The following is a 26,366-nucleotide window of genomic DNA, read 5'->3' as shown; positions in this document are numbered from 1 at the left end:
GCCCTCACGGCTTCCCCTTCGCGGGTGTCCCGCGCAAACCGGCCAGGCGGCCGAGCGGTGGCGCGAGAACGAGGTGCTCCGCCTCCTCGGCGCCGACCGGCTCGGCGAAGAGGTATCCCTGGCCGAACCGGCAGCCCATGGAGATCAGCGATTCCTGCTGCCTCACGTCCTCCACCCCTTCGGCGATCACCGTGAGACCGAGGGTGTCCGCGAGATGCGTGATGCCCTCGACCAGGGCGTACTGTTCGGGCGAGCGCCCGAGGTCGTCGACGAACGACTTGTCGATCTTGAGTATCGAGATCGGGAACTCGCGCAGATAGCTCAGCGACGAGTAACCCGTTCCGAAGTCGTCGATCGCGATACGGATACCGAGGTCGGTGAGCGAACTCATCTCGGCCAGGATACGTTCGTCGTTGTACATCAGCACACTCTCGGTCAGTTCCAATACGAGAGACGACGGTTCGATGCCGGAGAGATCCAGAGCGCGCCGGATCACGTTGTGGAACTCCTCGTCCCGGAACTGACGCGGTGACACGTTCACGCTGACGTAGGGCGTGTTGCGGTCGGACCGCCCGCCGCGCAGCACGCAGTCCTCCAACCGGACCGCCTCGGACGCGGCCTGGTCAAGCACCCAGGCGCCGAGCGGAACGATCTGCCCGCTCTCCTCGGCCAGCGTGATGAACTGCTCGGGCAGCACCATGCCCCGCGTGGAGTGGGGCCAGCGAACGAGCGCCTCGAAGCCGGCGATCCGCCCGCTGGCCAACTCCACGATGGGCTGGTAGAGCACCATGAAGGACGTATCGATCGACGAACTGTCCAGACCCTCCTGCAACTTGGCGCGCTCGGCCATGCCGCTCTGCAGTTCCGGGTGGTAGCGGCGCCACTGGCGCTTGCCCGCCGTCTTCGCCGCGTACAGCGCGAGATCGGCGTGAGTCAGCAGTTCGACCGAGTCGATGCTGTCCTCCGTCGTCGCGACGCCGATGCTGGCGTACGTGCTCAACGGCCCCACACTGAGCCGGAACGGATCGGCGAACGCGGTCATCACGTGTTCGGTGAACCGCTCCACGCCCGTCGGTGTGGCGGAGCCCTCCACCAGCAGGGCGAACTCGTCGCCGCCGATGCGCGCGGCGGTGTCGGAGGCACGGACGGTGGTCTGCAGCCGGAGTGACAGCGCGACCAGGAGTTCGTCGCCCACACTGTGGCCGTGTATGTCGTTGACGACCTTGAAGTCGTCCACGTCGACGAAGAGCACGCCGACGACCGTGCCGTCGCGCTGAGCCTGCACCAGGGCGTGGTTGACCCGCTCCTGGAAGAGCAGGCGGTTGGCCAGGCCGGTGAGTGGGTCGTGGAACGCCTGGTGGGTGAGTTCGCGTTCGAGCTTGCGCTGTTCGGTCACGTCCCGCAGGGTGAGCACCACCCCGCCGACGGTGGCCTCCTCGCGCAGGTCGCTCCACCTCACCTCGACCTCGATGGTCGCCCGGTCGGCGCGGACCATGCGCCAGTGCTCGCGCCTGATCTGGTACTCATGGCTCCGTATCCGGCCGAGCGTCTCGACCACCGCGCGGCTGTCCTGCGGCGGCACCAGATCGACGAGGTGGGTGCCCTCCAGGTGGGAATATCCGAGCACCTGGTCGGCGGAGGGGCTGGCGTAACGGACCCGGTCGCCGTCGAGGATGAGGATGACGTCGGAGGCGTTCTGCACCAGTGTGCGGAAGTACATCTCGCTGTTGCGCCGGTTGACCTCCTGGGCGAGGGCGACCCGCGCCAGGGCAAGTGCGGTCTGAGCGGCGAGAGTCGCCAGCGTTTCGCGGAGCACGAGCAGGTCCCGCTCGTCCCCGGCCACGATCAGTGCCCCGATCAGCGGATCGCCGGAGGGGTGATCCTGCGAACTGAGCGGGCAGACCAGCGCATGTCCCGCGAGGGTCGGCCCCTCGTCCTCGCCCGTGAGGTGGGCGGCGAGATCGGGCCCCACACCGTCGAGGGTCACCAGGCGGTTCTCGCCGGACGCGATCAGTTCCCGTACGGCCGCGGTCACCGGCGCGGACAGGGGCCCGCGTACGTCGCCGTTCGCCCCGTTCAGCCAGAGCGAGTTGTCCGGCACGGTGAGCAGCGCGGAACGCGGCGGGCTGTACGACATCAGTCTCTTCACAGCGGAGTGGACGGCGGCGGCCACATCCCGCGGATCGCCCGCTCCGCCCAGCGACGACACCGCGTTGCGCAGTATCTTCTCCCGGCCGACCGCCCGCTGGTGGGTCGCCACCACACCCGCCAGGCGGTAGAGCACCAGGAGGAAGAGCACCGCGGAGAACACCCCGATGACGCCGACGTCGGAACGCACACCGCGCACCGCCTCCGTCAGCAGGATGGCAGGCGCGATCAGCGACGCCAGGGTGAGCAGGCTCAGTCGGCCGGTGCCGGTCTCGGCGCGCCATACCACCGGTTGGGTCAGCGACCGCATGCTCGGATCGAGCGCGGCGGCTGCCCAGGCGCCGTACAGGACGGCCCAGCCGAGATCGACGGCGGTACCCGTGCGCCAGGTCCCGTTCAGTTGAATCAGGCCGTACGCCACGTCGGCGGCGAGCAGACCGATGGTGCCCACGGTGAGCAGCATGAGCGAGCGGCTCTTGCCGCCACGGCCGGCGAGCAGGCGCAGCAGCATCGCCAGTACGAGGATGTCGCCGAGCGGATAGGCGATGGAGAACGCCTTCTGCACCCAGGTGAGACCCTCGGCGCGGGCGTACGGATCGATGAGGAAGAGCCACGACAGCAGCGCCAGACCGACTGTCAGCGTCAGTGCGTCGACGAGGCTCGCGCGGTCGCGCCAGCTCGTGCGCCAGTGCACGAATCCCAGCAGCCCGGCCGCGTAGAGCGGATATGCCGCGAGATAGAAGCCGTCGGCGATCGATGGGAACGGGACTTCCTCGTCGGGCAACTGGATGAGGATGATCTGGGCGGCCTGGCCCGCGGCGAAGGCGAAGTTTCCCGCGGCGAGCAACAGCCAGGGGAGTCGATGCGCGGGGCGGTTGAGACGGATACCCAGGACAATACCGACGACGCCGGTCGCTCCAATGGCGACGAAGATCAGCCGCTGTTCCGGGAATATGTAGTAGAACACGGTCAGTACGACGATGCATGAGCTGACAGCGGCCGTCGCGGCCTGGCCTCGCAGTCGCGCGTTCATCCCAACTAACCTCCTGGGAGGGCCACTTGCAGGACGGATCGAGCTGGGCGAACGGCACCGGGCGACGGCGGAGAAGGCCCGTAGGACGCCCCGTGGGACGCAGGACCGGATTGGCGAAGGGGAATTCTCCAGGACCGGGGAATTTTCCGGGACCGGGACCGGGCCCCGGAGACCTGTGAACACGATCGCCGGCCATACGCGGTCGATATACGGTCGCCGTTGTACAAGGTCGCCGGAAGGTGGGCTTCTTCTCGCCGAGACATCGACGTGTCTTCCCTCAAGCTAACTCGGCTCGCCATTTCCCGCACGTGCAGGGGGAGATAACGCGTCCGGAGCGATCCGGGGAGATGACGCGTCGCGTCGCGGTACACCGCGCCGTGCGGGAAAATGGAGGACGTGGAATTGGAGGACGCGGAAACCTGCCCGGACCCGCCCAGCGACGATCGGCTCCTGACGGAGCGTGGAGTCCCATGCTCTCCGATTACCGCCGGATCTTCTCTCCCGCGGGCAGTCTGCTCTTCTCCACCGCGGGCTTCATCGCGCGCCTTCCGCAGTCGATGATCGGCGTCGGCATCGTCACCATGGTGTCGCAGCTCGGCGGCGAGTACCGGCTCGCCGGCTCGGTCTCCGCCACGCAGGCGTTCGCCGGCGCGGCGGTCGGACCGCAGATCTCCCGACTGGTCGACCGTCATGGCCAGCGCCGGGTCGTTCTCCCGGCGACAGCCGTGACGGTCGCCGCCATCTGTGCGCTGCTGCTGTGCGCCCGGTACGGCGCCCCGGACTGGACGCTGTACGTCGCGGCGGCGGTGGCGGGCTGCATGCCCAGCATGGGCGCGCTCGTCAGGTCCCGCTGGGCGGAACTCCATCGGAGGTCACCACGGCTGCTGCACACCGCGTACGCGCTGGAGTCGGTGCTCGACGAGGTGGTCTACGTCGTCGGCCCGGCCCTGGCGATCACGCTGTCGACCAGCGTCTTCGCGGAGGCCGGACCGCTGACGGCCGCGGTCCTGCTCGCCGTCGGCGTCCTGCTGTTCGCCGCCCAGCGGCGTACGGAACCGCCGGTGCGCCCCGCGCCGCAACGCGCCGGGGGCTCCGCGCTGCGCATCCCGGGACTCGGCCTGTTGGTGCTGACGCTGACGTCGGTGGGCGCGTCCTACGGTTCGGTGGAGGTCGCGACGGTGGCGTACGCCGGCGCGCACGACCACAAGGCGCTCTCCGGCCCGCTGCTGGGCGTGTACGCGCTCGGCTCGGGACTGGCGGGCGCGGTCTTCGGCGCGATGAGCCCGCGGGGGGCGATCACGCGGCGGCTGCTGGTCAGCGTCTGGGTGATGGCCGTGACGATGGCACCGCTGTTGTTCGCGCCGGGTCTCGCGGTGCTGGCGGTGGTGCTCTTTGTGGCGGGCATGTCCGTCGCGCCGACCCTGATCACCACGATGGGGCTGGTGGCCCACCTGGCGCCGGCCGCCCAGCTCACGGAGAGCATCACCTGGGTCGTCTCAGGCCTCTCCGTCGGGGTGGCGCTGGGCTACGCCGCGTCCGGGTGGCTGATCGACGCGGCGGGGGCCCCAGCGGGCTACTGGGTGGCGTGCGCGGCGGCCCTCCTCGCCGCCTCGACGGTCTCCCTCGCCCTGCCACGGCTGACCCGCGCGGACGCGCGCTGAGCCGCTGGCGCCTGGCTGGCGTACCAGGTCGCGGGGAAGCGCGGGTGGCTGTCCCGCCATACCGTCATGGTGCCCGGTACGAGTGCCGTGGAGGGGTGAGTGGCTCTGCGGCCTGAGCGTCGGCCGTGTCGGCGGGCTGCTGTTCTCCCGGCGCCCCGCCCTTCTGGAGGCAGGGACGCGCGGGTTCGATCCAGCCCTGGACTCTTCTGGCGGGCGGCTTGTCAGGTCCCGCTGGGCGGGGTCCGGACCTGGCGGGGTTCCCGCTCCTCCTCCGCACGGACGAAACGGTCGAGCAGCGCGTCGAGACCGGCGGCCAGGTCCCCCGGTCCGCCCTGCTCGGCGAGGGTGGCGGCGGTTTCTCGGAGCCTGGGCAGTTCCCGGGGCGGCATGCGGTGCAGTCCGAGACGGAACGCGGGATCCCGTTCCTCGGGGTTGTCCACCATGGCCTGCAGCTCCACGGACACATAGCCGAGGACCCAGCCGGTGAAGGCGCGGAAGACGGCGGAGGAACGGGCCTTGTCGAGCCCGGCGCCCTGGAGCAGGGCGAGCACCCGCTCGTGATGCCTCAGGACAGCCGGCGGCCGCCGGGCCAGCGGAACCGCCAGCATGCGAGTGGAGAGCAGCGGCATCACCTGGGGGTGGGCCAGACAGACCTCGTACGTCGCCCGCGCGATCCGGTGGAGTTCGGCACGCCATGCGGGAGCGTGCGCCTGGGGCTCAGCCTCAGCCTCAGCCTCAGCCTCAGCCTCGGCCTGTTCCTGACCCTGGGCCCCGGCGGCCGCCGTGCCGGGTTCCGGACCGGGACCGGGACCGGCGGTCAGACGTTCCTCCAGTTCGAGGTACAGGGCTTCGACCAAGCCGTCCAGGAGCGCGTCCTTGCTCGCCGCGTACCGGTAGAGCGCCATCGCCTCCACGCCGAGCTCGGCACCCAGTCGGCGCATGCTCAGCGCCGAGAGGCCTTCGTCGTCCACCAGCTTCAGGGCGCTGGCCAGCACGCGCTCCCGGCTCAGTCGCCCGTAGTGGCCACGGTCGCTGGCGCGCCTCGCTGGGTGGGCTCCGGGGTCCCCGTCCTTCTCCTGCGCCTTCGACTGCTCCCTGGCCATGTTTCGCCTCCGGCTGGTCGGCCCGCGTTCTGTCCGGTGTTGACTCTATGCGCCTCTGCGGGAATGTGTACGTATACGACGTAAATCGCGTCTCGGGGACGGGTGCCTGTCGGGAGCCGCCCCCGGACGTCACCGCACCGCCCTGGCAGAACGGTTATGAGGCCCGCCCGTCGGCCGGGCTCGGCCCGTCCGTCTCGGACAGAACGGCTCCGACCGGCAGGGTCCGCCCCAGCTCCTTGCCGAAGTAGTCCCGACTGCCCATATCGGTCCCGACCAGCGAGCCCAGGTCGAGGCCCTTGTCCGCCAAGGTGTCGCAGACGGGCACCAGCAGTGCGGCGTCGCTGGCTTTCTTGACGACCGGTGTCGCCCCTCCCCGGAAGCAGGGGTCGGCCTCGAAGCCTGTCTTCCGGCCGTTCGTCATCTCCTGACCGGTGGCGGACCGCCACTGCGCGAGACCGGAGTAGGTCTTGCCGCCCCATTGCACGGTCCAGCGGTCGGCGGTGGTGTAGTAGTCGTTGCCCTGCCACAGGGCTTGGTCGGTCGAGAATGCCTTGTCCGCCCGGACGAGCTGTGGGCCGTCCGTCACCAGGATGTTGTTACGGAAAGTGATATGCCGGCTTTCGGCGTCCACTCGCACCACGGACCCGGGCCGTACCGTGTCCGTCATCACCACGGTGTTGTTGTACACCTGAAGCCCGTACATCAGCTTTCCGTGCACATGGATTCCGCCTCTGTCCGGCCATTTACGTCCGTCATTGCTGCTGATGTTGAAACGGAACACATTGCCGGTGTGGGCGTCGTTCGTCTTGCCGGTGTAAGCGTGAAATCCGGGACCGTCGTTACCGAATGCCAGGTTGTACTGGGCGGTCGAATAGGAGACGTTCGAGTCGAGCCCGAATCCCGCTCCGTCGACGTGTGACCCGGTGTGATTGCGGTAACTGCTGTTGTGCTCCATGACCAGGTCGGTCGAGTCGTAGGCCCAGATGCCGATCGGTCCCTCCGGGGCTCGTGCCGAGGCTCGGGTTCCGTTGTCATGAGCGGTCGACCCCTGTACCCGCCCGCCCCGGACACTGCCGAAGACAATGCCATTCCCGGTGTGCCGATTGTCGGCACGGGGGTCACCCGCATTGTGGCGCGCCTCGACTCCTGACACCACCACATCCTCGTGAGAATATCCGGTGGGAACCTCTTCATAGGTCATCGGGCCGTACGTCAGAAGCCCGTTGTCCTTGTTGTTCCGCAGTACGGAGTCGGTTATCCGCACCTCACGGAAACCGGTCGACCGACTGGCACTGCCGATCTGAATTCCGGTGCGGAAACCGGAAATCTCCACGCCGTCGACCGACAGGTACCGCAACTTCTTGGCGTCGGCCCTGTCGCTGTAAGCGTGAATACCACCCTGATCGTTATAGGCGCCGTTCCTGCCGGCGATCGCCACCCCTCGTATTTCCACCCCCGCGGTGTTGTGGACGGTGATGCCGGGGGCGTCGTCCGCCACGATCGTGGCCCTCCCGCCGCCGTAACTGCCCACGACCACGGGGGTGTCCTCGCGGCCCGCCTCGCCCTCGCTCAGTTTGAGTGAGCCCGGGAAACGTGCTCCACCCCGAAGCAGCAGCCGGTCGCCGGGCGCGAAGGCTCTTTCATCGGCTCGCTCGAGCGACCGCCACGCCTGGCCCGGGGACCGGCCGTCGTTGTCGTCGTCACCATCCGGACTCAGGTAGTAGCTCTGGCCCGGTGTGTAATGCGGAATCCCGGCGGCGCAGCCGGCGACGAGAACGCCCGTGAGCGCTGCCGGTACGGCCACGAGGACGCCCAGGCCACAGCGCCCCAGGCGCCGTGCGGAATGGTTTCGCATCGGGATCAGCGCCTCACGGGTTCCGGGGCCGTTCGCTCTGCCGGGGTGCGGTCGTGCCTGGACCTGAACCATTCCACGGTGTGCCGCAGCCCCTCCTCGATCGTCACCAGGGGGAACCAGCCGAGTTGATGCTGCGCCCGCGTGATCACCGGACGCCGCCGGGCAGGGTCGTCCACGGGCAGCGGACGGAAATCGAGGCCCGACGCCGACCCGGTCGCCTCCCGCACCAGTTCCGCTAGTGCCCGCACCGTCCGCTCGCTGGGATTGCCCAGGTTGACGGGCCCGGGGAGATCCGAGTCGATCATGGAGACAATGCCCCGGACCAGGTCGTCCACGTAGCAGAAACTCCGCGTCTGGCTTCCGTCCCCGTAGATGGTGAGAGGCTCGCCGTCCAGTGCCTGCCGGATGAAGGTGGACACCACCCGGCCGTCGTGGGGGCGCATTCTCGGTCCGTACGTATTGAAGATGCGCGCTATGCCGACGTTCACGGCCAGGCTGCGCCGGTACGCCGTGGACAGCGCTTCGGCGAACCGTTTGGCCTCGTCGTACACGCTGCGCGGCCCCACCGGATTGACATTCCCCCAGTAGTCCTCCCGCTGGGGGTGGACCACCGGGTCGCCGTACACCTCGCTGGTCGAGGCGAGGACGAAACGTGCCCGGTGACGTTCCGCCAGCCGCAGGGCGTTCTCCGTGCCTCTGCTGCCCACCGCCAGAGTCTCCAGGGGGCGGCGGTGGTAGTCGGGGGGCGAGGCGGGGCTGGCGAGGTGCGCCACGGCGTCCACCGGTCCGGGAACGTCGAATGCGTCGGTGACGTCGGCACGGATGAACGTGAAACCGGGGTGTCCGGCCAGATGCGCCGTGTTCTCCGGGTTACCGGTCGAGAAGTCGTCCACGCACAGGACGCGGTCGTCTCTCCTCAGCAGGGCGTCGCACAGGTGCGATCCGAGAAAGCCGCCCCCGCCAGTGACCACGACATGCATGATTCCTCCAGAATTTTCGTGTTCAGGCGGCGCACGAGCCGGTCATCGGGGGACGACCGAGTGCGCTCACGGTCCAGCCCGCCGACTGCCAGGGGGCGGCGTCCAGGGTGTCCCGCGCGTCGAGGATCTTCCGGTCACGCACCATGGGGCCGAGCTCGGCCGGCGAGATCTCCCGGTACTCGGGCCATGCCGTCAGGTGCAGGACGAGATCCGCGTCCTCACACGCCTTGGGCGCGTCGAGGGTGTACTGCAATTCGGGGAACCTTCGCCGGGCGTTGTCGACGGCTTCCGGGTCGTGCACCCGGACCTCGGCGCCCTCGCGCCGAATCGCCGCCGCGACGTCCAGGGCGGGCGAGTCCCGCACGTCGTCGCTTTCGGGTTTGAAGGCCGCGCCCAGCACCGCGATGCGCCGACCGGTGAAGGAGCCGCCCACCAGCTTCCGTGCCAGGTCGACCGTGCGGCGTCGCTGCCGGGTGTTGATCTCGTCGACCTGGTGGAGGAAGGCGATCGCCGCGCCGGCGCCCAGTTCCTCGGCGCGCGCCGCGAAAGCACGGATGTCCTTGGGGAAGCAACTGCCGCCGAAGCCCAGGCCGGGTTGCAGGAACCGGTGTCCGATGCGCGAGTCCTCGCCGACGGCCGCCGCCAGCGTCACCACGTCGGCGCCCGCCGCGTCGCACACCTCGGCCATGGCGTTGATGAACGAAATCTTGGTGGCGAGGAAGGCGTTCGACGCCACCTTGACGAGTTCGGCGGTGGCGGGGTCCGTGCTGAAGAAGGGGACACCGCTGATCAGCATGGGCTCGTAGATCTCGCGCAGGGTCGCTTCGGCGCGCCGTGACTCGACGCCCACGACGATCCGTTCGGGACGCCTGGTGTCGGCCACGGCGAACCCCTCGCGCAGGAACTCCGGGTTCCAGGCGATCTCACTGTGCGGTGCGACAGCCCGCAGGCGTGAGCCCAGACGGGCCGTCGTGCCGACAGGCACCGTGGACTTGCCGACGATCAGGCTGCCGGGCCGCAAATGCGGTGCTATGCCGTCGACGACGGCGTCGACATGGCGAACGTCGGCCGCTTCACCGCCGGGCATCTGCGGGGTTCCCACGCACACGAAGTGCAGGCGCGCGAACCGGGCGGCCTTGGTGACGGAGGTGGTGAAACGCAGCCGTCCCGACTCGACCGTACGGGCGAGGAGTTCATTCAGGTCAGGCTCGTAGATCGGGGCCTTCCCCTCGGTCAGGGCCGCGATCCGCTCTTCGTCGATGTCGACGCCGAGGACCTCGTGGCCGATGTCCGCCATGCACGCGGCATGGACCACCCCGACGTATCCGGTGCCGATGACTGTCATCCTCATGTCGTTCTCCTTGATGAGGCGCGGACGGGTCAGTCCACGTAGCCGAGGGGGTTGAGCTGCCGGAAGCGCCACGCGTCCCGGCACATCGCGGTGAGATCACGGGTCGGGCGCCAGCCCCATTCGTGTGCGACCACACGGGGATCGGCGACGAGTTCGCTCACGTCGCCCGGGCGGCGGCCCTCGACGGTGTACGGGATCTCCCTGCCGCAGGTCTCGCCGAAGGCGGCCAGCAGTTCCAGGACCGAAGTGCCCGATCCGACACCGAGGTTGAACACCCGCATCCCGGGTGCGTCGTCGAGATGCTCCAGCGCCACCCGGTGCGCCTCGGCGACGTCCATGACATGGATGTAGTCACGGACCCCGGTGCCGTCCCGGGTGGCGTAGTCGCCGCCGTACACCGTTACGCTCTTCCGCTCGCCGTCGGCGACCTGGGCCACGCGAGGCATCAGGTTGACGTCACCGCGACGCGGAGACTCACCGAGCAGGCCGCTGGGGTGTGCGCCCACGGGGTTGAAATAGCGCAGGGACAGCACGCTGAACTCCGGACGGAGCCGGCACACGTCGGCGAGTATCTGCTCGCATGCCCACTTCGACGCCGCGTAGGGGTTCGTGGGCCGGGCCGGATCGTGCTCGCTCAGCGGCACCTTGCCGGTCTCGCCGTAGAGGGAGCAGGACGAGGAGAACACCAGCTGGTGGACACCGTGTTCGTCCATCGCGTGCAGCAGGGAGGTCGTACCGCCGATGTTGGTGTCGTAGTACTCGGTCGGCATCCGCATCGACTCGCCGACGGCCTTCTTCCCGGCGAAGTGCACCACCGCGTCCACGGAATGGTGGCCCAACACGTCGGAGAGCGCACGCCTGTTGCGCAGATCCAGGCGGTAGACGGCGCTCAGACAACGGTCGGCGACCTTCTGTACGCGGGAGAAGACCTGGGGCGAGCTGTTGGAGTAGTCGTCGACCACCACCAGCGCGTAGCCGTGATCGAGCAGTTCGACACAGGTGTGGCTGCCGATGAAGCCCGCTCCACCGGTGATCAGGATGGTTGACGGTGCTGGCACGGCCTCTCCTTCGAAAAGTCGAACTGGGAGACGACGGCGACGACCGACTCCGCCGCGCTCGTCGGCGAAATCCTGCGACTCCGTATATTTACGGCGTATACGTACACTCTCTCCCGATGTCCGCATATGGTCAAGAGGCCAGGTCGAGGGGCTCATCCCGCCTCAGGAGGCGACTCGGGACCAAGGGACCGGGCTAGGCGCGGGCCGACGCGCCGTGGTCGAGGCCGCTACGGGCGGCTGAGCCGGGAGCGCGTCCTTGCCACCGCTCTGGCAGTGGTCGATCGCGAGGGCCTCGGCTGGCCGCCGAGTCCTGCGAAGAGGGACCACCGACCGCGAACGCTTCACGGCCGCATCCCGCATGGCGGGCGGAACTCCACCGCATCGCACGCGGACCTACTCGGTCGCCCTGCGCCACCCCCACGCCGTGCCGCTGCCGGCGACCCGCATGCCGGCCGTTCCGCTCGCACGCCGTCCCACGGCCGTACCGCGTGACCGCGAACGTGTCCTGGCCCTGCTGCAACAGGCGGGGCTCGATGCCGCCGCCGTGGCAAGAACCCACCGGGCGTACACGGCGTGGCTGCTCGGCTATGTCTTCGTCGAGCTCCGGGCCATGGTGGACGCTCCCGAAGAGTCCGATCCGGCGTTCCGACTCGGACTGATCCCGCCGCAGGGGCTCCCCCGACTCCGCGCGGCCGCCGCCGACCTCGCCGAGCGCGAGGGCCCCGAGGGACGCGCCGCAGGTCTGGACGCTCTGCTCGACGACTTCCTTCCGAACGGCCAGGATTCGCCGGCCGCCGGTGAGCCCGAGCCCGGACCATCGCAGTGATCATGCCTCTGAGCGGGCGATCTCATTCAGATCCGCCCGCCCGTCTTGTCTGCGGCGGCGAGAAGCGTACGGTGTAAATATCGGACGTAAACGTACGGCATAGCGGCTGCTGACCTCAAGGGTCGGGAAGTCCCGAGACCGAAACTGGGATGTGCCTGATGAAGTACCTACAGTCGGAAACACCACCCCGGAGCCGGAACCGCCTCTCGCGACGAAATCTCGATGAACGGGAACGGCTGGAGCTCGAGTCCCAGCTCCGTGATCTCTCGGACGGCAATGTCGACCGCATCACCCCACATGGACCCCTCTTCGCCCACTCGCCGCGATCCCTCCATGCGGACCGAGAGACTTACGTTCCCACTCTTTCCCGTCGCGACAGAGTGACCATGGTCGGCATCACGGTCGTGTGGGCAGCCGCCTTCACCTGGTTCTGGACGTGGTGGGTGGAACCGGGACATCTGGTGTCCTGGGGCGGGATGGTCATCACGAGTCTTCTGATCTTCTATCTGTCCATCCAAGCCTGCTATTTCCTTCTCGTGGTGGCGCGTATGCCCCGCGTGAAACAGTCGCTGAACATACCGAGAGTCCGGCTGGCCATCGCGGTGACGCGCGCTCCTTCCGAGCCCTGGGCCATGGCACAGCAGACCCTCAATGCGATGCAAGCGCAAGAATTCCCCTACCCATACGATGTCTGGCTGTGTGACGAAGATCCGTCCCCGGAGATGTACCAGTGGTGTGCCGACCACTCCATCCGTATATCGACCAGGCGTGGTGTCCCGGAGTACAACCGGAGCAGTTGGCCGCGCCGCACCAAATGCAAGGAAGGCAACCTTGCCTATTTCTATGACCATTGGGGTTACCGGCTCTATGACGTCGTCGTCCAACTCGACTGCGACCATCAGCCGTCCCCCACCTATTTGACGGAGGTGATCCGCCCCTTCTCGGACGAGGCCATCGGCTATGTGGCGGCTCCGAGTATCTGTGACGCCAACGCACCGACATCATGGGCGGCTCGCGGTCGGCTGCACCGGGAAGCACCCTTCCACGGCCCCTTCCAACTCGGACACGCGGACCGGCTCGCCCCCGTATGCATTGGGTCGCACTACGGCGTGCGCACACGTGCGCTGCGTGACATCGGAGGCCTGGGACCCGATCTGGCGGAGGACTTCACCACCTCCTTCCTGTTCAACTCCGCAGGCTGGCAGGGCGCCTTCGCGATCGACGCGGAGGCTCACGGTCTGGGTCCGATGACTTTCGCGGACATGGTGACCCAGGAATACCAGTGGTCACGCAGCCTCGTCGCCATGATGTTCGGAATGATTCCCCGTCACATGCATCGGCTTCGTATGCGGCTGCGCATCCGATTCGCGATCGTGCTGATGTACTACCCGCTGCTGGCACTTGCGGCGATAGCCGGGCTGACACTGCCCGCGGCGGCCTCGGTGACCGGCAACGTATGGGTCAGTGTCAACTACCTCGCATTCCTGGGCCACTTCCTCCTCATGGGCGTCTGCTTGCTCATGCTCCTGCTCATGTTGCGCCGCCGTGGTCTGCTGCGTCCGCGCACGGCACCGGTCATCAGCTGGGAACTGTGGCTCTTTACCCTTGCCCGGTGGCCGTGGGTGGCCTGGGGCGTGCTCGGGGCCATCGTGCAGGAGATCTTCCGCCAGCCGATCTACTTCAAAGTCACGCCCAAGGATCGCAGCGGGGCGGAGGTGCTGCCGAAGCGGCTGGTCCTTCCGTACGGAGTGATCGTGACGATCCTTGCGGGAGCTGCCGTCGTCGGTGAGATGACCGGCCCTGCGGTGGGCTACGTCTTCCTCTGCATCCTGGGTGCCTGCGCGTACGCGGTGGTCGGCATCGCCGTGTCCGTGCTGCACGTCCTGGAGGCCGCCAAAGCGGGGGGGACCCGTCTGCGGTCCGCCATGATCACGGCCCGAACTCCGCTGCTTCTCGCTCTGGCGCCGTTGCTGCCCCTGGCTTTCGCGATCTATGTCTTCCCCTCCTACGCCGCTGCCGTTCTCGGTTGGTGAAGCCGCGGCCCAGCCGGGCGAGCAGGAGACCGAGCGTGCCGGCGATGGCCGGCCAGTAGAGGTAACGGAAATCCGTCGCCGGCATGATCGGCAGGTAACCGACTACGTATACCGCCGCACTCACGCCCAGCGCCCGGACCGGCATGGAGAAGCTCCCCCTGCCCGGTCGGACCGAAAGCGCCAGCCCGACGGTGAGCCAGAACCACCCTCGGAAGAGGAACGGCAGATCCTGGACCGCACCCTTGACGTACGTGCCGAGGGTGGCCTCCAGCCGGGGGTGTGAGGGCTTGAGCCCCAGGGTGTTGGCGATGATCCCGCTCTCGTACTCGTGGCTGCCCTTGAAGAGCAACTCCGAGAACACTTGCAGACGGTACTGGAGGTAGCCGGGAAGATGACTGGCCATCTCACTGGTCCACAGGGACGTGAGCTGGTCCGAGTGAACAGACAGGTCGCTCGTGTCACGTTCCCAGCAGGTGAAGTAGGAGTTCGACAAGGACTTGACGCGGTGGCACTCCCGCGCCGCGGTCGCGAGGCGGTCGCGAAGGTCGGGCGACACGGCAGCCGACCGCAGTTCGTCCGCACTCAGGACGTGGAGGAGATCGTCCAGCATGATCTGCGATCCCTGGCTGGTCTGTACCGGCCGCGCGATGGCGGAAATGACGATGCCGGGCACGATGAGGCCGACGGCGAGGGCGGCCGTGGAGATCAGCCAGATCCGGCGGCCGGGCTTGCGCCACAGCGCGAGGACGAGCATCACGAAGATCGGGACCGTGGCGAAGATCGCGTTCTTTCGGACCAGGACGGCGTAGACGAGGAAGAGGGCCCCGAGCCCCAGGAGAGCCCACCGCAGGGTCGGCCGACCGGTTCCCGGGCGTCGGCCGACCAAAGCGACCGCGGTGGTGGCGAGGAGGGCGAACGCCATGTGGACGTCCTTCCACACCACTCCGACGAACGTCAGGACGTGGGGGGTCAGTCCCAGGCCCAGAACGGCGAGGGACCCTGCGCGGCTTGCGGTCAACTCCCAGACGCACCAGGCGATCGTCCAGAGCGCCGCCCAGAGAATCGCGGATTGGAGGGCGGCCATCGTCGCGGGCGTTCCGGTCACAACGATGAGAGCGCGCCACACCAAGCTCATGACGGGCGGATGCCAGTCATTCAGCGGTTCATCCCCCATGGCCTGCTTGAGCTGGGAAATCGAGTCGGCACTCATGTACCCGGGTGAGAAGACGACGGTGGTGGCCAGGCAGCAGGCCCCGGCGATGATGGCCAGTTCCCAGATCCAGGCCGATTCGTCCTGTATCCACCGAAAATGCCTCATACGCCGGGATGTTAACAGCGTGGACAAAAAGCCGACGCGCATCGCCCGCCGGAGTCGAATCTCCATTCAGGGCGCGACAAAGACGTAGCGCCGGTAAGTGAAGAAGCGGAACAGTGTGGCGACGGCCCAGCCGAAGATGCGAGCGACATTGTCGCTGAGGGCCGAGTCGAGTCCGATCAGGTGCCGTGACAGGAAGACGGTACCCGCCGTGATGGCGATACCGGCGACGTTCGCGAAGAGGAACAGGGTCAGTTCCTGAGCCACCTTCTCGCGATGCCGGTGGCGGTAGGTCCAGTAGCGGTTTCCCACCCAGCTGAAGAGCGCCGCGGCGCCCGTCGCGATGACGGACGCCTGGACGGGGGCGGCCCTCATCACCCCACCCTCCGCGCCGCCGGGGAGACCGAACACCAGCAGGTTGTAGCCGCCGTTGTCCACCACGAAGGCCAGCGCCCCGACAACCCCGAACTTGGCGGCCTCGCGCCAGACGCCCCTGACGGCGTCACGCACACGCCGCGTCACAGATACGAGGACCAGCACACGGTGAGAGTAACGACACGGCGCGCCTTTACCGCCCGGACTCGCCTATACCGCATCATTTCCTATCATAATTCGCCGCCGGTTCAGGTAAGGAGGGGCCGTGCGACCGACGATCGCGTGTGTCGTGCCGTGTCACAACGAGGAGGCGGCCGTCGGCAGGGTGGTGCGCGACCTGAGAGTGGCACTCCCGGAAGCAGACATCTACGTGTACGACAACGCCTCGACCGACCGCACGGTGGAGGTCGCCCGCGAGGCGGGCGCGATCGTCCGGGAAGAATCGCGCAAGGGAAAGGGCAATGTCATCCGGCGTGCCTTCGCCGATGTCGACGCCGACGCCCTGCTCATCATCGACGGTGACGACACCTACGACGCGTCCCGGGCGCGCGACCTGGTGGACCTGCTCTTCGAGGGGCCGTACGACCAGGTGGTCGGCGCCCGCCGCGAAACGGTCAGTGCCGCCTACCGGGCGGGGCACGCGACCGGCAACAAGCTGCTCACGGGTGCGGTGCAGTACCTGTTCGGCAACGACGTGACCGACATGCTGAGCGGCTACCGCGTCTTCTCACGGCGTTTTGTCAAATCCTTCCCGGCACTGGCCCGCCAGTTCGAGACCGAGACCGAGATGACCATCCACGCACTCCACCTCCGGCTCCCCACGGCGGAGGTGACGGTGGACTACCGGGTCAGGCCCGCCGGGAGCGAGAGCAAACTGCGCACCTTCCGGGACGGCTGGCGCATCCTGCGGGTCATCCTCGATCTCGCGCGGCGCGAACGGCCCTCGCTCGTCCACACCACGATCGCGGGACTGCTCGCCATCGTCTCGGTCATCCTCGGCATCCCCGTCATCGCCGACTACATCCGCACGGGAACCGTGCCGCGCATCCCCACGGCGATCCTCGCCGCCGCGATCATGACTATCGCGGTGCTCGTCCTGCTCGTCGGGTACATCCTCGAGTCCCTCATGCACATGCGTCAGGCACAGTCCCGGCTCGTGCACCTCGCCTACACGGCCCCAGCCCGCTCACCGCACTCCACCACCCACCAGGCCGGCACCGGCCCCGTGCCCGCCCGGAACGTCTCCGGCAGTCCCTGACCCGCCAGGGCCCGCGAGCGATTCGCGGAATGAGTGCCGGCCGGACGGAGAGCGCGGGCCGGGGTGGGTGCGGGCGGATTGTGGTGCTCGGTGTGTTTGAGCTTCCAGTTGGACATCTTGCGGTTGATGACGCGGGGGCTGGAGCGCAACCGCCGGGGTGACAAGAGCCGTTCGCGGATCTCATGCAGGGCCGTGACGAGTGCCCGGGGCGGCCGGGAGAGGGGAATTGCCGCCTGGTCGGTGACTTGGCGGCGGACGACGCGCAGGGTGCGGACCTGATGTCGCCGATCCGGCGTCCACGCGGCCGAGCTACGAGCGCTTCGCGCCCGCCCGCCGGCGACTTGGCCCACCAGTTGTCCACCGCCTTGAGCGAGGCATGGAACACCGCCGCGACATCCCCGCGAGTCCGGCCTGCCGCACCGACGCGGCCACCGCCCGCAGTTGACGGACCTCCTGTGTCGACGGCGACAACTGCCGTGTGTCGCACATCAGTTCACTCACAGTGCAGAGCGGGACACGTCGACGACGGACAGGTACACAAACATGCGAAGCCTTTGGTGGAGACGGTTCTCTTGGTTGAAAAACCCGTCTACCAGGGCCTTCATCCGTTCGTCAGGCCAAAAGTCCAGCCAGTGCGGGGGTCGGAAGGGCTCAGCGGTCCCATGCCCGCCAATGATGTGAGATGCGTCATGACGCGCCGGGCTCCAACGATGCCGGGTAGCAGTGACTTCCTCCTGGCGTATCGGAGCAATCTGCTCATAACGGGCCTATCGCTCATGCCGCGAAAATGATGCCCGGGCTGCCGGGAATTTTCGCTTTCCTCTCCGACGACACAGGCTTTCTGACGGGGCCACAGATGCAAGGGGGGCCTGCCGGTGCCGGGACAGCACGCCGGCGAGGCCCTAGCAAGGCCCCTCTTTTCTACGAATTCGCGTAGTAGCGATCTCTCGTTGCCTCCGTAACCGGACCTTCTGAGAATGACGTGGCCACGGAGCCGGGGGCTCAGGTGCAACCTCGGTGTCGAATTCCTGGCCCTGCGTCGGCCGGTCAAGAAGGATGAGAATGAAACGAAAGCTGGCGACGATACTGGCCATGGCGGCAGTTATCCTCACGTCCATGACCATGCCGTCAGAGGGTGCCATCACCTCCTCCCGCCTGGGTGTATACGTCGGCCCGGGGAAAACCGCTGAGGTGAACAACTTCCAGACGTGGCTCGGCCGGGCGCAGGTGGACGCGACCGACTACCTGGACCCGTCCGAGAACACCCTGTGGAATCAGTACGCGACCAAGTACTGGGGCGACTGGAAGAAGGCCAGGACCGACCGAAAGTTCGTGCTCGGGTTGCCGCTGCTACCCAAGGGCGGGAACTTCACGGCGGGGCTCGGTGGCAAGTACGACAGTCAGTTCCGAGACCTCGCCGACCTGATGATCAGGAACGGCTTGGGTAGCTCCGTCATTCGCCTCGGGTACGAGGGGAACAACAAGACCATCGGAGCATGGCAGGGGACTGACGACCCGGCAGCTTATCGGGCGATGTTCCGGCGGGTGGTCACCCTGATGCGTGCTCGTGCCGGGGCGGCTTTCCAGTTCGACTACAACATGGCTGTCGGCACTTCGGGCAAGGTCACGTCATTCGAGACGCTGTACCCCGGCGACAGCTACGTCGACATAGTGGGTTTGAACATCTACGACGTGTGGTGGCAGCACCCGGGCGCTACGCCTGCCCAGCGATGGAACCACACTCTCACCACCGCCATGGGTGTGAATGCGTTCAAGACATTTGCCGCCGCGCACAACAAGCCGAAGTCGTATCCGGAATGGGGCCTGTACCGGAAGGGTGACATTTACGCGGGGGGAGGCGACTCGCCTTACTTCATCGACCGGATGGCCGAGCTGGTCCAGGACTCGAAGTATCAGGCCTACTTCAACCTCGACTGGGGCAGCGGGACGCTTGACGAATTCCCGAACGGCAAGGCGCAGTACAAGCGCCGCTTCGGTGGCTGAAGACTGTCCCCTTAGCACTGCCGGCGACAGCTGAGGAGCTGAACTGCAGCCAGAAGACGGTCCGCTGCCGGCTGCACCGCTTCAACCGTTCGGGCGTGCAAGGACTGGATGACCTGGGAGGGCAGGGCCGCGAGCGGCGGATCGCAGAGGAGGAACGCTCAAGGATCATCTCCCGGGTCAGGCCGCACGCGGAGGCACATGCCGCCGGGGCGGCTGCGGTGGGAGCCTGCCGGGGAGCTGTGGGCCTTCGACGAATCAGGGCCACCCGAGTGGACCTTGGATGCCCTCGCCGCCGCAGCGCGGGCCGAGGGGATCGAGGTGGGCCGCTCACAGGTCCGGCGCATCCTGCTTGCCGAAGGCGTGCGCCGGCGCCGTACCCGGTCCTGACGCGTTCGGAGGATCCGGACTTCGTCCCCAAAAGGGCACGGATCATCTGCCGCCGAACACGGGCAGTGGGGACGGTACGCCGCGTAGGCGGGCAGCAGCCCAGCGCGCGCGGCCTCGACGAGCGTGGGGGCGGCGGCGTCCTTGTCGGAGAGCAGCGGGGGCGGGTCGACGGGCCAGTCGATGCCGAGCGACGCGTCCAGCGGATGGATGCCGTGCTCGCGCCGCGGCGCGTACCTCTCGGAGCAGAGGTAGACGACGGTGCTCTCGGCGGTGAGCGCCACGAGGGCGTGACCTAGGCCCGCGGAGAGGAAGACACAGCGGTGGCTGTCGTCGTCGAGCCGTAGGGCGCCCTCCCCCGAGGATCGCCGTATCCTGGAAGAGCGGCAAAGCGTACGACGGCGTAATTCCGATCATGAATACACCTATCGAGGATTACGCCCTCATCAGTGATCTCGAAACCGCCGCCATGGTCGGCAGTGACGGGTCCATCGACTGGCTCTGTCTGCCCCGATTCGACTCGCCGGCCTGTCTGGCCGCCCTGCTGGGCACGGAGGACAACGGATTCTGGCGTGTCTCTCCCGTCGCCCGCGGACCCTGTACGCGCCGGGCCTACCGCCCGGACACGCTGGTACTGGAATCGCGCTGGGACACCGGCACCGGGTCGGTACGGGTCACGGATTTCATGCCGCCCCGCGCCCAGTTGCCGTGCATCGTCCGCGTGGTCGAAGGTCTCTCGGGTTCCGTGACCGTACGCAGTGAACTGCGGCTGCGTTTCCACCAGGGCCGCGTCGTGCCGTGGATCCGCGTCACCGACCGCTGCACTGTCGCCGTCGCCGGGCCGGACGCCGTCTGGCTGAACGCCGACGGTCCGGCGCGAACGCGAACACTCGACGCTCACGACGGGGAGGACTCCGCGGTCCGTGACCCGACGGTTCTCGACTTCACCGTCCCGGCCGGCCGACGGCTGGTTCTGACACTGGTGTGGTCGCCGTCGCATCTGCCGGAGCTGCCCGCACCGCTGGGCGTCCCGACGGAGACGCTGCTGAAGGAGACCGGCGACTTCTGGCGGCGCTGGGCCGGCCGATGCCGCTATGAGGGGCCGTGGCGGGATGCCGTGGTGCGCTCGCTGATCACGCTGAAGGCGCTGACCTACGCGCCCACGGGCGGCATCGTCGCGGCGCCGACGACCTCGCTTCCCGGCTGCATCGGCGGCGAACGCAACTGGGACCACCGGTTCTGCTGGCTGCGCGATTCCACCCTCACCCTGTCCTGCCTGCTGCGCAGCGGCTACCGGGACGAGGCGGTGGCATGGCTGGACTGGCTGGTGCGGGCCATCGCGGGAGACCCCGCCGACCTGCAGACCGTGTACGGCGTCGGGGGCCAGCGGCTTCTGCCGGAGAGCGAGGCACCGTGGCTGACCGGTTACGAGGGGTCGCGGCCGGTCCGGTTCGGCAACTCCGCGGTGAGCCAGTTCCAGCTGGACGTGTACGGCGAGGTTCTGGACACGCTCCATCTGTCGCTGCGGGCGGGCATCCCCATGCCGGCGCACGTGTGGAGTCTGGTGGAGGCGTTGATGGGCCACCTCCACCGGCACTGGCGTGAGCCGGATCAGGGGTTGTGGCAGGTCCGCGGGCCGCAGCGCCAGTTCGTGCATTCCAAGGTCATGGCGTGGGTGGCCGCCGACCGCGCCCTGCGGATGGGGGAGCTGCTCGGCAGGAACGGGTCCTCGGGCGAGTGGCGGGCCATGCGGGACGAGGTGCACCGGCAGGTGTGCCGGGAGGGGTGGGACGTGGAGCAGGGGTCCTTCGTGCAGTCCTACGGCTCGTCGGCCCTCGACGCCTCGGCTCTGCTGATTCCCCGGCTCGGCTTCCTGCCGGCGTGGGACGAGAGGGTGCGCGGTACCGTCCGCGCGATGGGGGAGCTGGATCACGGCGGGTTCGTGCGACGGTACGCGCCCAACGGCCAAGGGGCGCCCAACGGCCAAGGGGCGCACCACAGCCAGGGCGTGCACGACAGCCAGGGCGTGCACGGCGTGGACGGCATGCACGGTACCGAGGGCACGTTCGTGGCGTGCTCCCTGTGGTACGCCGACGCCCTCGCCGCGACCGGCCATGCGGAACAGGCCCGGGAGGCCTTCGAGAGGGTTCTCGCCATCCGCAACGACGTCGGTCTGCTCTCGGAGCAGTGGGATCCGGACGCGGGCCGTCAACTGGGCAACGCGCCGCAGGCGTTCAGCCACATCGCTCTGGTGGAGACGGCCTTCGCCCTGTCATCGCCACCATCCCCGGGTCGCCGTGGGCTCAGCTCCTGTGCCGCAGGGCGAAGCGTTCCGAGAGCGCGGTCAACGTCTCGTTGAGCCGGTCGATGTCCTCGTCGGAGTGGAGCGCCGTGATCTGGATGCGGAAGCCGACACGGTCGTGGGGGACGAGAGGGTAGGCCGCCAGCGTCACATAGATGCCGTGGTCCCACAGGAATCCGGCGACCGCTCCCAGGTCCGACGCGTCGACGAGGGGGATCTCGACGATCGGCAGCCGATGGACACTCGGCGTGTCCAGGCCGAGGCCGAGGACGTGATCGAGCACCCGTACGGTCTTGCGGTGCAGATCGGCGCGGATCGCGTCCCCACGGCGGTCGTTGACCTCCAGACCGGCGAGCGTCGTGGCGAGGGAGGCGGTCGCGGAGGGGCCGGAGTACAGATAGGGAGCCGCGGCGGTCTTCAGATGGTTCTTGAGCCAAGTGGGCAGTGCGATGAAGGCCAGCATCGAGGAGTACGCGTTGGAGAAGCCGCCGACGAGCACGATGCCGTCGTAGGTCTCGCCCAGGTGCCGGACCACGCCGTTGCCGCGGGAGCCGTAGGGGCACAGCTCGTCCGCCTTCCGCTCCCCGATGACGCCGAAGCCGTGCGTGTCGTCGATGTACAGCGTCGCGCCCCGGTCCCGGCAGACGCCGGCCAGTTCAGGCAGGTCGGGCATGTTCCCGGTCATGCGGTCGACGCCGTCCAGGCAGACGAGCCGGGACCTGCCGGCCGGTACGGCCCGCAGCAGCTCGTCGAGCTGGTCCGGCCGGTCGGCGTGGAACCGCTGCAGCGTCGCACCCTGGCCCTGGGCCGACACACATCCGTCATACACCGTCCGGTGCGCCGTGGCCTCGACGAAAACGTACCCCTGGCCGGTGAGGACGGGGATCACCGAGGCGTGGATCAGGGTGGACGTGGGCAGGAGCAGCGTGTCCGGCGCCCCGAGCAGCCCGGTGAGCCTCTCCTCGATCTCGGGGTAGAGCCGTGGGCTGCCGAGCAGCCGGGACCGGCCGGGGTGCGTTCCCCAGCGCCGGACGGCGGGCTCGATCGCGCCGATGATCTCGGGGCCCCAGTCGAAGCCGAGGTAGCTGCAGGAGGCGAAGTCGATCAGCCAGTGATCTCCGCTGCGGATGTGCCGGCCGAGCACTTCGTCCAGGACCGCGTCGCTCATGGGGCTCGTCTGCCGCAGGTGTTCGAGGTCGCCCCAGCGTGGATCACGCCGTGTTCGCGGGGGTTCGGCGGCGGTGGTTCCCGGCTTGGCCGTGCGCTCCTCGTCCGCGGCCGTCCCGTCGTCTGCGGCCGTGCCGTCGTCCGCGTCCGGCTCGCCTCTGACGGCCCGGGTTCCGTCCGGTGCCGTACTCGGCCGCATGCCGTGGGGCCCCCGGGCCGCCGCGCCGCCGTCCCGCGGCGAGGGTGGGTCTTCATTGAGCTGCCGCAGGACGACCTCGCTCTGCTCCACCGTCATCGGCCGTGCGAACAGATATCCCTGCCCGAACCGGCAGCCGATACCGGCCAGCAGCTCGCGCTGGGCCGGCTCCTCGATTCCCTCGGCGATCACCTGAAGGCCGAGCATGTCGGCGATGTGGACGATCCCCTCGACGAGCGCGACCTGTTGGGGGTCCCGCGTGATGTCGTCGATGAACGTCTTGTCGATCTTGAGCACGTCGAGGGGGAATTCCCGGAGATAGCGCAGCGAGGAGAATCCGGTGCCGAAGGCGTCGACGGCGATGCGTACGCCGAGGTCTTTCAGCGCCCGTACGAGCGCGTCGATCTGGTCGTCCCGTTGCATGAGCACCGACTCGGTGAGCTCCAGCTGCAGTGAGCCCGGGACCAGGCCCGGTGTGTCGAGCGCCTTGCCCACCTCGTCCAGGAAGCCCGCGTCCCGGAACTGGCGGGCGGACACGTTGACGCTGAGGTACGGCGGCGCCGACCGCTGGGTCTGGTGCTGCAGGCGGGCGATGTCGGACGTGGCGTTCTGCAGGACCCAGGCGCCCAGCAGCGTGATGTGTCCGGTCTCCTCGGCAAGGGAGATGAACTGCTGCGGTGGGAGCAGACCGCGTCGGGTGTGCTCCCAGCGGGCCAGTGCCTCGAAGCCGACGACCTCGCCCACGGTGATGTCCACGACCGGCTGGTACCGCAGGGCGAACTCCTCCCTGGCGATCGCGCGGTCCAGGTGCGCCTGCAGGTCGTGCCGTTCCAGCATGCGGACACGCAACTGGGACTGGAAACGGCGCCACTGGCGCTTGCCGGCGGCCTTGGCCGCGTACAGCGCCAGATCGGCGTGGGCCAGCAGCTCCTCGGCGTCCGAGCTGTCCATCGCCGTGGCCACGCCCACGCTGGCGGAGACGCTCACCGAATCGTCGGACAGCTGAAAGGGCCGGTTGAGGGTCTGGATCACCTGCGCGGCCAGCAGCTCGGCATCGAGAGGCTGCTTCGCGTCCTCCATCAGCACCGCGAACTCGTCACCCCCCAGTCGCGCCGCGGTGTCGGTGCGGCGCAGCGTCTCCGACAGGCGCTCTCCCACGGCGCCGAGGAGCCGGTCGCCGACCGAGTGGCCCAGCGTGTCGTTGACGAGCTTGAAGTCGTCCAGGTCGATGAAGAGCAGGCAGGTGAGAGTCGACTCCCGGCGGCCGCGCAGCATCGCGCGCGCGGTCCGCTCCAGCAACAGCGTCCGGTTGGGCAGGCCGGTCAGTGGGTCGTGAAAGGCCCGCTGTGTGAGTTCGTGCTCCAGCTGACGCTGTTCGGTCACGTCCCGCAGGGTGACGACGAGTCCGTTGACGGTCTTGTCGTGCCGCAGGTCGCGGCACCGCACCTCCACTTCGATGCGACCGCGGTCACGCAGCACCCACCAGTGGTCATGGGCCTCCTGCCGCCCGTTGTCCCGCATGGCCGTCAGCATCCGGTTCGCCCGGTGGCGATCCCGGGGATCCACCAGTTCCCGCAGCTCCGTACCGATCAGCCGGTCGCTGCCGAACACGGCTTCCGCGGAGGGACTGGCGTACCGAACGGTGGTGTCGTCGTCGACGATGAGGATGACGTCCGAGGCGTTGCGCACCAGTGTGCGAAAGTACGCCTCGCTCTCCTTCCGAGTGATCTCCTGCCGGAGCCCGATGCGTTCCGTCGCCAGCCCAGCGTGCGAGGCCAGGATCTCCAACGAGCCGCGCATCTCGCTGAGCTGCCGCTCGGGCCCCGCCACCAGCAGCACGCCCGGAAGCTCGCAGCCGGCCGGCCGGTCGGGTTGGATCATGGGGCACAGCAGGGCGGTCGGCAGATCTCCGAGTTCGGTGGCGATGCGCGGCCCGAGCGCGGCGACGGGGATCATGAGCGTGTGGGGGAGGGCGAAGCCGTCCGGCCCGTTCTCGGGGGTCGCACCGGTGCCCGTGACGGGCCCGTCGCCGGGTCTGTCGGAGGACCGGGCCTGGAGCGCGTACAGGTCCTGGGCATGCTTGGCGGACAGCAGCATGGACCCGTGCCGGACTTTCGGCCCGAACAGTGCGGTGACCGCCGTGTCGCAGGACCGGGCGATCTCCTGCGGTCTTTCCGCCGCCACCAGTGAAGCGGTCGCCGCGCGCAGCGCCAGTTCACGCGCCACGGCCTTGCGGTGGGCCACGACCATGCCCGCGAGACGGAAGATCACCAACAGGAACAGGGCACTGGAGAAGGCGGCGAACACCGTCGTGTCGGAAACGGTGCCCACCTCCCCCTCGTAGAGCAGGATCCCGGGCGCGATCAGTGTGGCCGCGGCGAGCAGCACGAGCCGGGGCCACGGGGGGCGCAGCGAATGCGGCTGGGACACGGACGCGGTCAGCGCCGCCATGGAGGGGTGCAGCGCTGCCAGCCCCCACGCCGTATAGAAGAGGATCCAGCCGGAGTCCAGCAGTGTGCCGGCCCGCCACGCCCCGTTGAGCTGGAGGACCCCGTAGGCGATGTCGAAACCGAGCAGCGTGACCGTGCCGAGGACGAGGAGCTGTACGGCGCGGTTGCCGCCGGAGAGCGGGGTGGGGGCGAGCAGCCGGGCCAGCATCGCCAGCACCAGTACGTCGCCGAGCGGGTAGGCGATGCTGATCGCGCGCTGCTGCCAGCTCAGGCCCTCCAGCCGATCGGGCGGCTGCACCAGATAGACCCAGACCGGCAGGGCGAGTCCGGCGGTGATGATCAGCGCGTCCAGCAGGCTGGGCAGGTCGCGGTCCACCCAGCGGTACCGGACGAGGCCGAACAGCCCCGCCGCCAGGAGTGGGTACACGGCGAGATGGATCGTGTCCGCCGGAGAGGGGAACGGATGGGGCGCGCGGAAATACTCCTCCCACGCGTTGTAGTAGGTATCACCCGCTGATAAAGCCAACAGCCCGGCGGCCAGCACCCACCAGGGCCAACGGTGTGCGGGCCGGTGGATGTGTGCTCCGGTGACGATGGCGGCGGCACCAGCCAGCCCGATCACGCCCCAGAGCGGGGTCCGTGTTGCGGGGGTGGTCATGTACAGGCTGGTGGCGATACCGACCAACGCGATGTACACGGCCATCAGCCGGTGGGCCAGCAGCAACGCCAAGCGCCTCCCTGCGTTGAAAGGACACCGGGCCGCGAACACGCGGCAACCTGTGCCTTTCTAGATCGTAGGCAGACGGGCGCCGGGCTGCATCTCGTCACCGACGTGGCGACGACCCCGGCCGGCGGAGCGGAGGCCGA

At 68.4% G+C, this 26,366-nt stretch carries 16 protein-coding genes; 6 read left to right on the top strand and 10 right to left on the bottom strand.

What is annotated here, in order from left to right:
* Positions 1-4: 4 nt before the first annotated feature.
* Entirely contained in the window at positions 5-3,181 is a 3,177-nt protein-coding gene (locus JIX55_RS08355) for a putative bifunctional diguanylate cyclase/phosphodiesterase (RefSeq protein ID WP_257562645.1), read from the bottom strand.
* Positions 3,182-3,651: 470 nt separating this feature from the next.
* Between JIX55_RS08355 and JIX55_RS08350 the strand changes: the two genes are divergently transcribed.
* Entirely contained in the window at positions 3,652-4,842 is a 1,191-nt protein-coding gene (locus JIX55_RS08350; protein WP_257562643.1) for an MFS transporter, read from the top strand.
* 221 nt (positions 4,843-5,063) lie between these two features.
* Here the strand turns inward: JIX55_RS08350 and JIX55_RS08345 are convergent, their stop codons facing one another.
* The 5 genes from JIX55_RS08345 to galE all read right to left on the bottom strand — a co-directional run bounded on the left by JIX55_RS08345 (position 5,064) and on the right by galE (position 11,189).
* Positions 5,064-5,945, bottom strand: a complete 882-nt coding sequence (locus tag JIX55_RS08345) for a TetR/AcrR family transcriptional regulator (protein WP_257562642.1) — start codon at positions 5,943-5,945, stop codon at positions 5,064-5,066.
* 154 nt (positions 5,946-6,099) lie between these two features.
* A complete protein-coding gene (locus JIX55_RS08340; protein ID WP_257562641.1) occupies positions 6,100-7,749 on the bottom strand; it encodes a right-handed parallel beta-helix repeat-containing protein in 1,650 nt (549 codons plus the stop codon).
* 56 nt (positions 7,750-7,805) lie between these two features.
* Positions 7,806-8,780: a UDP-glucuronic acid decarboxylase family protein gene (locus JIX55_RS08335; protein ID WP_257562640.1), complete on the bottom strand. Its 975-nt coding sequence runs from the start codon at positions 8,778-8,780 to the stop codon at positions 7,806-7,808.
* Between the two features lie 22 nt (positions 8,781-8,802).
* Positions 8,803-10,131 (bottom strand): UDP-glucose dehydrogenase family protein, encoded by a 1,329-nt coding sequence (locus tag JIX55_RS08330; protein WP_257562639.1) that lies wholly within the window; start codon positions 10,129-10,131, stop codon positions 8,803-8,805.
* 29 nt (positions 10,132-10,160) lie between these two features.
* Positions 10,161-11,189, bottom strand: a complete 1,029-nt coding sequence (galE, locus tag JIX55_RS08325; RefSeq protein ID WP_257562638.1) for a UDP-glucose 4-epimerase GalE — start codon at positions 11,187-11,189, stop codon at positions 10,161-10,163.
* A 358-nt stretch (positions 11,190-11,547) separates the two neighbouring features.
* Between galE and JIX55_RS08320 the strand changes: the two genes are divergently transcribed.
* Both JIX55_RS08320 and JIX55_RS08315 read left to right on the top strand, forming a co-directional pair.
* Positions 11,548-12,015 (top strand): hypothetical protein, encoded by a 468-nt coding sequence (locus tag JIX55_RS08320; RefSeq protein ID WP_306819992.1) that lies wholly within the window; start codon positions 11,548-11,550, stop codon positions 12,013-12,015.
* Positions 12,016-12,401: 386 nt separating this feature from the next.
* Positions 12,402-14,048, top strand: a complete 1,647-nt coding sequence (locus tag JIX55_RS08315; RefSeq protein WP_257562637.1) for a glycosyltransferase family 2 protein — start codon at positions 12,402-12,404, stop codon at positions 14,046-14,048.
* Here the strand turns inward: JIX55_RS08315 and JIX55_RS08310 are convergent.
* Both JIX55_RS08310 and JIX55_RS08305 read right to left on the bottom strand, forming a co-directional pair.
* Positions 13,945-15,432: a hypothetical protein gene (locus JIX55_RS08310; protein WP_306819991.1), complete on the bottom strand. Its 1,488-nt coding sequence runs from the start codon at positions 15,430-15,432 to the stop codon at positions 13,945-13,947. The genes JIX55_RS08315 and JIX55_RS08310 overlap by 104 nt on opposite strands.
* Complete coding sequence (locus JIX55_RS08305) at positions 15,433-15,873, bottom strand: GtrA family protein (RefSeq protein WP_257562636.1); 441 nt, start codon at positions 15,871-15,873, stop codon at positions 15,433-15,435.
* 130 nt (positions 15,874-16,003) lie between these two features.
* Between JIX55_RS08305 and JIX55_RS08300 the strand changes: the two genes are divergently transcribed.
* Together JIX55_RS08300 and JIX55_RS08295 are read left to right on the top strand one after the other, a co-directional pair.
* Positions 16,004-16,996: a glycosyltransferase family 2 protein gene (locus tag JIX55_RS08300; protein WP_257562635.1), complete on the top strand. Its 993-nt coding sequence runs from the start codon at positions 16,004-16,006 to the stop codon at positions 16,994-16,996.
* Positions 16,997-18,058: 1,062 nt separating this feature from the next.
* Positions 18,059-19,000: a glycosyl hydrolase gene (locus JIX55_RS08295; protein ID WP_257562634.1), complete on the top strand. Its 942-nt coding sequence runs from the start codon at positions 18,059-18,061 to the stop codon at positions 18,998-19,000.
* Positions 19,001-19,158: 158 nt separating this feature from the next.
* Here JIX55_RS08295 and JIX55_RS51390 read toward each other — a convergent pair whose 3' ends face one another.
* Positions 19,159-19,758 (bottom strand): dTDP-4-dehydrorhamnose 3,5-epimerase family protein, encoded by a 600-nt coding sequence (locus tag JIX55_RS51390; protein ID WP_443046697.1) that lies wholly within the window; start codon positions 19,756-19,758, stop codon positions 19,159-19,161.
* A 41-nt stretch (positions 19,759-19,799) separates the two neighbouring features.
* Between JIX55_RS51390 and JIX55_RS08285 the strand changes: the two genes are divergently transcribed.
* On the top strand, positions 19,800-21,743 hold the full coding sequence (locus JIX55_RS08285; RefSeq protein WP_257562633.1) for a glycoside hydrolase family 15 protein: 1,944 nt from the start codon (positions 19,800-19,802) through the stop codon (positions 21,741-21,743).
* Here JIX55_RS08285 and JIX55_RS08280 read toward each other — a convergent pair.
* Positions 21,688-26,202, bottom strand: coding sequence for an aminotransferase class I/II-fold pyridoxal phosphate-dependent enzyme (locus JIX55_RS08280; RefSeq protein WP_257569259.1), 4,515 nt, complete (start codon positions 26,200-26,202; stop codon positions 21,688-21,690). The two genes, JIX55_RS08285 and JIX55_RS08280, sit on opposite strands and share 56 nt — an antisense overlap.
* Positions 26,203-26,366: the final 164 nt, after the last annotated feature.

This window comes from Streptomyces sp. DSM 40750 (genome assembly GCF_024612035.1).
GTDB lineage: Bacteria > Actinomycetota > Actinomycetes > Streptomycetales > Streptomycetaceae > Streptomyces.
This window is presented reverse-complemented; position numbering and strand designations above follow the sequence as displayed.

Excerpts from the sequence above, each read along its gene's own strand:
- JIX55_RS08355 (WP_257562645.1), bottom strand. The coding sequence starts at position 3,181 with ATGAACGCGCGACTGCGAGGCCAGGCCGCGACGGCCGCTGTCAGCTCA.
- JIX55_RS08350 (WP_257562643.1), top strand. The coding sequence starts at position 3,652 with ATGCTCTCCGATTACCGCCGGATCTTCTCTCCCGCGGGCAGTCTGCTC.
- JIX55_RS08345 (WP_257562642.1), bottom strand. The coding sequence starts at position 5,945 with ATGGCCAGGGAGCAGTCGAAGGCGCAGGAGAAGGACGGGGACCCCGGA.
- JIX55_RS08335 (WP_257562640.1), bottom strand. The coding sequence starts at position 8,780 with ATGCATGTCGTGGTCACTGGCGGGGGCGGCTTTCTCGGATCGCACCTG.
- JIX55_RS08330 (WP_257562639.1), bottom strand. The coding sequence starts at position 10,131 with ATGAGGATGACAGTCATCGGCACCGGATACGTCGGGGTGGTCCATGCC.
- JIX55_RS08320 (WP_306819992.1), top strand. The coding sequence starts at position 11,548 with ATGGCGGGCGGAACTCCACCGCATCGCACGCGGACCTACTCGGTCGCC.
- JIX55_RS08315 (WP_257562637.1), top strand. The coding sequence starts at position 12,402 with ATGGTCGGCATCACGGTCGTGTGGGCAGCCGCCTTCACCTGGTTCTGG.
- JIX55_RS08310 (WP_306819991.1), bottom strand. The coding sequence starts at position 15,432 with ATGGAGATTCGACTCCGGCGGGCGATGCGCGTCGGCTTTTTGTCCACG.
- JIX55_RS08295 (WP_257562634.1), top strand. The coding sequence starts at position 18,059 with ATGAAACGAAAGCTGGCGACGATACTGGCCATGGCGGCAGTTATCCTC.
- JIX55_RS08285 (WP_257562633.1), top strand. The coding sequence starts at position 19,800 with ATGAATACACCTATCGAGGATTACGCCCTCATCAGTGATCTCGAAACC.
- JIX55_RS08280 (WP_257569259.1), bottom strand. The coding sequence starts at position 26,202 with ATGGCCGTGTACATCGCGTTGGTCGGTATCGCCACCAGCCTGTACATG.